The sequence below is a fragment of the Novispirillum itersonii subsp. itersonii ATCC 12639 genome, assembly GCF_000381985.1.
Taxonomy (GTDB): domain Bacteria; phylum Pseudomonadota; class Alphaproteobacteria; order Rhodospirillales; family Rhodospirillaceae; genus Novispirillum; species Novispirillum itersonii.
In genome coordinates this window covers 1-4,949 of record NZ_KB907369.1, presented here as the reverse complement: position 1 = coordinate 4,949, position 4,949 = coordinate 1, and the positions used below count along the sequence as shown (strand labels likewise).

Sequence of the window (4,949 nt, the reverse complement as noted above, 5' to 3'; positions counted from 1 at the left end):
GCTGGATTCCAACCACAAAATCACCGACACCTCCGCCGTGCGGCTGAATGCCCTGTACCAGTCGCAGGACGTGGCCGACCGCAATAACATTGATGCCGAACGCAAAGGGTTTGCCGCCGACATCGGCGTCGGGATCGGTGAAGCGACCACCTGGCACCTGAACTATTCCTACCTGAAGGGTGAAAAAACCCCCGACATGGGCCAGCCGATGATGCGCGGCAGTGACGGTATCATCCGTCCGGCGGCAGAATACGGGCTGAAGCGCTCCGTCTCCTACGCCCGCGATCAGGACCATGACATTACTGAAAACCACGTCCTGACCTCGCAGCTGACCCATCAGGCCAGCAAGTCCCTGTCGTTTTACAATGACACCCGCTGGAGCCTGTATGACCGCGACCTGCTGACCACCAACGCCGGGGGCAATACCCCGCTGACCAGCCTGACCGGTACCATGAGCTATGGCGGCGGTGGCGGATCGACGTATAAGCAGGATGGCTGGGGTGTGCAGAATGTCAGCGGCGTCAAGGCCGAAGGGCAGCTGTTTGGCCTGAAGCACCGGGCACAGGCCGGGCTGGATCTGACCTATCAGGAATCCACCATGAACCTGGGCACCCGGGTCAACGGCGGGGCCACCACCACCAGCGTGCTGAACCCGGCCACCAGTTACCCGGCCAACTTCTCTGTCACCTATCCTGACAGCGGCGTCCGCAGCTCCAGCGCGCTCGGGACCGGCCTGTTTGCCAGTGACCGGGTGTGGATGACCGAACAGGTCTCGGTGCAGGGCGGGCTGCGGTGGGATTACTTCCGGACCTCTTACCGCTCGCAGGCCGCCGGGTTCCCCAACGGGCAGGATCAGGAAGGCACCTGGAGCCCCTCGGTCAGCCTGATCTATGAGCCGACGGAAGACGTCTCGCTGTATACCACTTATTCCCACTCCGCCAAGCCGGTGGGCTCGGATCTGGCATCGCTGGCGATCACCGCCCGCGCCGGAACCCCCAGCGAAACCCCCAGCGCCACCCGCAACTTTGACCCCGAAGAAACCGACCTGTACGAAGTGGGGGGGAAGGCTGACTTCTTCGGTGGGCGTCTGGGCGTCAACGGTGCCGCCTTCCTGCTGGAAAAAAGCAACGTCTACACCGTCGATACGTCCACTGGGGCGCTGGCCAACGGTTTCTCTGAAGCCGGGATCGGCACCCAGATCACCGGGATTGAAGCCGGTGTGACCGGAAAAATCACCCCGGCCTGGACCCTGTATACCGGTTACGCCTTCCTGAACGGTGAAGTCACCGCCAACCTCGGCACCCCAAGCGATGTCGGCAATGACGCGCCGAACGTGCCGAAGCATAACGCCAGCATCTGGACCAGCTATTCACTGTCCGACATGATCGGCGACGCCCTGCCCGGCGAGCTGACCCTTGGCGGCGGTGCCCAGTATGCCTCAAAGTACTGGACCAACTCCGCCAACACCGCCGAAATCCCGGAGACCTTCTCCGTCGATGCGATGCTGTCTTACGAGTTTGAGAACCTGTCGCTGGCCCTGAACGGCTATAATCTGACTGATCACCTGAATTATACCTCGGCCTTCAATGCCACCCGTGCGGTGCCCGCATCCGGGCGGACGGTGATGCTGACCGCCGGGGTCACTTTCTGATCCTGTTTTCTTCCCCTGTAACGGGCGGCCCGGTGAATGCGGGCCGCCCGTTCTTTGCATCCGGACATGCCCTATGCTGCTGCAGATCCCAGATCTTCTTACCCCTGAGGACGTTGCCCACTGCCGGACCCTTCTGGAACAGTCGCCGTGGGTCGATGGACGCCGGACCGCCGGGGATCTTGCCGCCGGTGCCAAGAGCAATCTGCAGATCCCCGAAGACAGCGACGTTGCCCGTGATCTGGGCGAAATCATCCTGCGGGCTCTGGGCCGCAGCCCGGCCTTCAATTCCGCTGCCCTGCCCCTGCGGGTTCTGCCCCCCATGTTTAACCGCTACGACGGCGGCATGACCTATGGGGCCCACGTCGATAACGCCATCCGCACCATCCCCGGAACACATGGGCTGAGGATGCGGACGGATGTTTCCACCACCGTCTTCCTGTCCGCACCGGAAGAGTATGATGGCGGAGACCTGATCATTGAGGACACCTTCGGCACCAGAGCAGTCCGCCTGCCCGCCGGCCACGCCGTGGTGTATCCCTCCAGCAGCCTGCATCAGGTCAGCCCGGTGACCCGGGGCAGCCGCTGGGCCTCGTTCTTCTTTACCCAGTCCCTGATCCGCGACGACGGGCAACGCAGCCTGCTGTATGATCTGGATGTCACCATCATGGACCTGCGGCAGACACTGGGCGATACCCATCCGTCCGTTCTGTCACTGGTCAACCATTATCATAATCTGCTGCGCCGCTGGGCGGACCTGTGATGACCGCCGCCGCCTTCAGCCCTGCCGATGCCCACCTGCTGCTGGGCCAGCTGGCCCTGAACACCGGGGGGGCCGCACAGGGGCAGGCCCCGGACTGGTTCCGGCGGGCGGCCCGCAGCGGTGATGCCCGCGCCTTTACCATGCTGGGACGCTGCTATGATCAGGGCTGGGGCGTTGATGCTGACCCGGCACAGGCCGCCGCCTGTTTCCGGCGGGCGGCAGATCTGGGGGATGCCTGGGGCCTGTTCAATCTGGCGGACCTGTATGCACAGGGCCGGGGCGTACCGCAGAATTACGCCGCCGCAGCAGACCTGTACGCACAGGCCGCGCGGAAAGGCCTGAACAAAGCCCTGAACATGCTTGGCCTGCTGCATGAGGAAGGCCGCGGTGTCCCGCTGAACCCGACCGCAGCCCGGGAGTTTTTTGTGGCGGCGGCAGACAGCGGCGATTGCTGGGGCTGCTTCAATCACGCCCGCATGCTGATTGCTGACGGCAACAGCGATGCCGCCCTGCCGTGGCTGGAACAGGCCCTGACCTGCGGTTTTCCTGCCTTTTATCAGGCGATGGCCTCCGCCCTGAAAGACAGCGCAGACCCCCGCCTGCAGGCCCTCCGGCATCGGGCAGCAGCCCTGACGGGAGAGCGCGGATGACACTGCGGGTTCCTGCGGACTGCGTTGCCGCCTGTGATTACGAACGGTACTTTCACCAAAGGGTGGATCCTGCCTGCGCCGCCTATCTGTCCGGGGCTGCTGCCGACGGCCTGACAGACCGGGCGAACCGGGACGCCTTCACCCGCCTGCATCTTCTGCCCCGCGCCATGCGCGACCTTTCCGGCGCTTCCGCAGCCCTGACCCTGCTGGGGATAGAGATGCCCTATCCCATTCTGATCGCCCCGATGGCCTATCACCGGCTGGCCCACCCCGAGGGGGAGCAGGCCACCGCCACCGCCGCAGATCTGACGCGGACCGTCATGACCGTCAGCACGCTGGCCAGCCAGACGCTGGAAAGCATTGCGGCGGTCAGCCGGTTTCCTCAGTGGTTTCAACTGTATCTGCAACCGTCAGCGGATGTGACCCTCTCGCTGGTCCGGCGGGCAGAAGAGGCCGGATACCGCGCGATTGTGCTGACCATTGATGCCCCTGTCAGCGGCATCCGCAATGCCGAACAACGGGCCGGTTTCCGGCTGCCTGCTAGTATTTCCGCCGTTAATCTGAACAGTCCTCAGTATACCCACCCGCAGCATCCCGTCGGCAGCCCGGTGTTTCACAGCCTGCGCGACCACTCCCCGACGTGGGAAGATGTCGCCCGGCTGTGTGCCGCCACCCCTCTGCCGGTCGTACTGAAGGGAATCCTAAATCCGGCTGACGTCACCCCGGCCCTGTCTGCCGGAGCCAAAGGGCTGATTGTCTCCAATCATGGGGGACGGGTGTTGGATGGCCTACCGGCCAGCCTTGACATGCTGCCCTTGATCACACAAGCCGTCGCCGGACGGGTGCCGGTGCTGCTTGACGGCGGAATCCGGCGGGGGACCGATATTCTGAAAGCACTGGCGCTGGGGGCCGATGCCGTGATGGTCGGACGCCCGGTATTGCATGCGCTGGCCGTCGGGGGGCTGGCCGGAGTCGCCCATCTGCTGACCCTGCTCCAGACCGAACTGGAGGCGGCGATGGCCCTGACCGGCCGCGCGCGGTTACAGGATATTGATGCCGGAGTGGTGATACGGGGGTGATCACACCCCTCAGGAAGATCTCAGGGAGTGGATAACAGCGTTACATAACAGATCGCCCTGAACGATCCGGACAGGCAGGGTCTCCCTTCAGAGCTTCAGGAGATCACGATAGAACCCATTGTATTCACGCACGCAGGCCTCCATCGAGAACAGCTTTTGAGCCCGGTCAGAAGAAGCCTCCCCCATCCGGCAAGCAATGCCCCTGTCATTCAAAAGGGTGGCCAGAGCCTGAGCAATTCTTTCGGGGGACTTTGCGGGGACCACAAAGCCGGTTACCCCGTCAACAATCGCTTCTGCATTTCCCCCGACGTCGGTGACAACCATCGGCAAAGCCGCAGCCATCCCTTCCAGGACAGCATTTGAGAAGCCTTCTTCGTGTGAGACCAGCAGCCCTATATCTGCATCCCCAAGAATCTGAGGGATATCAGAACGGGCCCCGGTCAAGGTAAAGAAGGGGGCAATCCCAGCCTGTTCGGCTAAATCTTGTAGCTCACGCCCGATGCCGTCATCTCGGCCAACGCAGACCATGTGCCATTTTTCCTGCGTCAGGGACGGAAGCAACCGTAAAGCCTCAATAAGGTCGCGGTGCCCTTTATAGGGGATCAGATTCGCGACCAGCACCATCATTGCCCTGTCATCGGCAATGGAGAGTTCTTTCCGGACCACACGATTCTTTTTAAATTCTTTAAATTTTGAAAAATCAACACCATTATAAATTAATTTTGTTTTCTCTTTTGAAATTCCCTCTGAATACAAATCATCAATGACAGCTTTCGAGTTACCGAGAGCATATGAAATTGTCTTATGAA

5 protein-coding genes are annotated in these 4,949 nt (G+C 62.0%); 4 read left to right on the top strand and 1 reads right to left on the bottom strand.

The features are described 5' to 3' along the window. From G365_RS0119615 to G365_RS0119600, 4 genes are all read left to right on the top strand, one after another. On the top strand, positions 1–1,651 hold a 1,651-nt coding region (locus G365_RS0119615), incomplete at its 5' end, for a TonB-dependent receptor (RefSeq protein WP_019647234.1). A gap of 73 nt (positions 1,652–1,724) precedes the next feature. Then, a complete protein-coding gene (locus G365_RS0119610) occupies positions 1,725–2,411 on the top strand; it encodes a Fe2+-dependent dioxygenase (protein ID WP_019647233.1) in 687 nt (228 codons plus the stop codon). Continuing rightward, a complete protein-coding gene (locus G365_RS0119605) occupies positions 2,411–3,061 on the top strand; it encodes a tetratricopeptide repeat protein (RefSeq protein ID WP_019647232.1) in 651 nt (216 codons plus the stop codon). The genes G365_RS0119610 and G365_RS0119605 overlap by 1 nt, the downstream gene beginning before the upstream one ends. Continuing rightward, a complete protein-coding gene (locus G365_RS0119600) occupies positions 3,058–4,140 on the top strand; it encodes an alpha-hydroxy acid oxidase (RefSeq protein WP_019647231.1) in 1,083 nt (360 codons plus the stop codon). The genes G365_RS0119605 and G365_RS0119600 overlap by 4 nt, the downstream gene beginning before the upstream one ends. A gap of 87 nt (positions 4,141–4,227) precedes the next feature. Here the strand turns inward: G365_RS0119600 and G365_RS0119595 are convergent. Further along, on the bottom strand, positions 4,228–4,949 hold a 722-nt coding region (locus G365_RS0119595), incomplete at its 5' end, for a glycosyltransferase (RefSeq protein WP_019647230.1).

Coding starts and splice junctions, on each gene's coding strand:
- G365_RS0119610 (WP_019647233.1), top strand. CDS start 1,725: ATGCTGCTGCAGATCCCAGATCTTCTTACCCCTGAGGACGTTGCCCAC.
- G365_RS0119605 (WP_019647232.1), top strand. CDS start 2,411: ATGACCGCCGCCGCCTTCAGCCCTGCCGATGCCCACCTGCTGCTGGGC.
- G365_RS0119600 (WP_019647231.1), top strand. CDS start 3,058: ATGACACTGCGGGTTCCTGCGGACTGCGTTGCCGCCTGTGATTACGAA.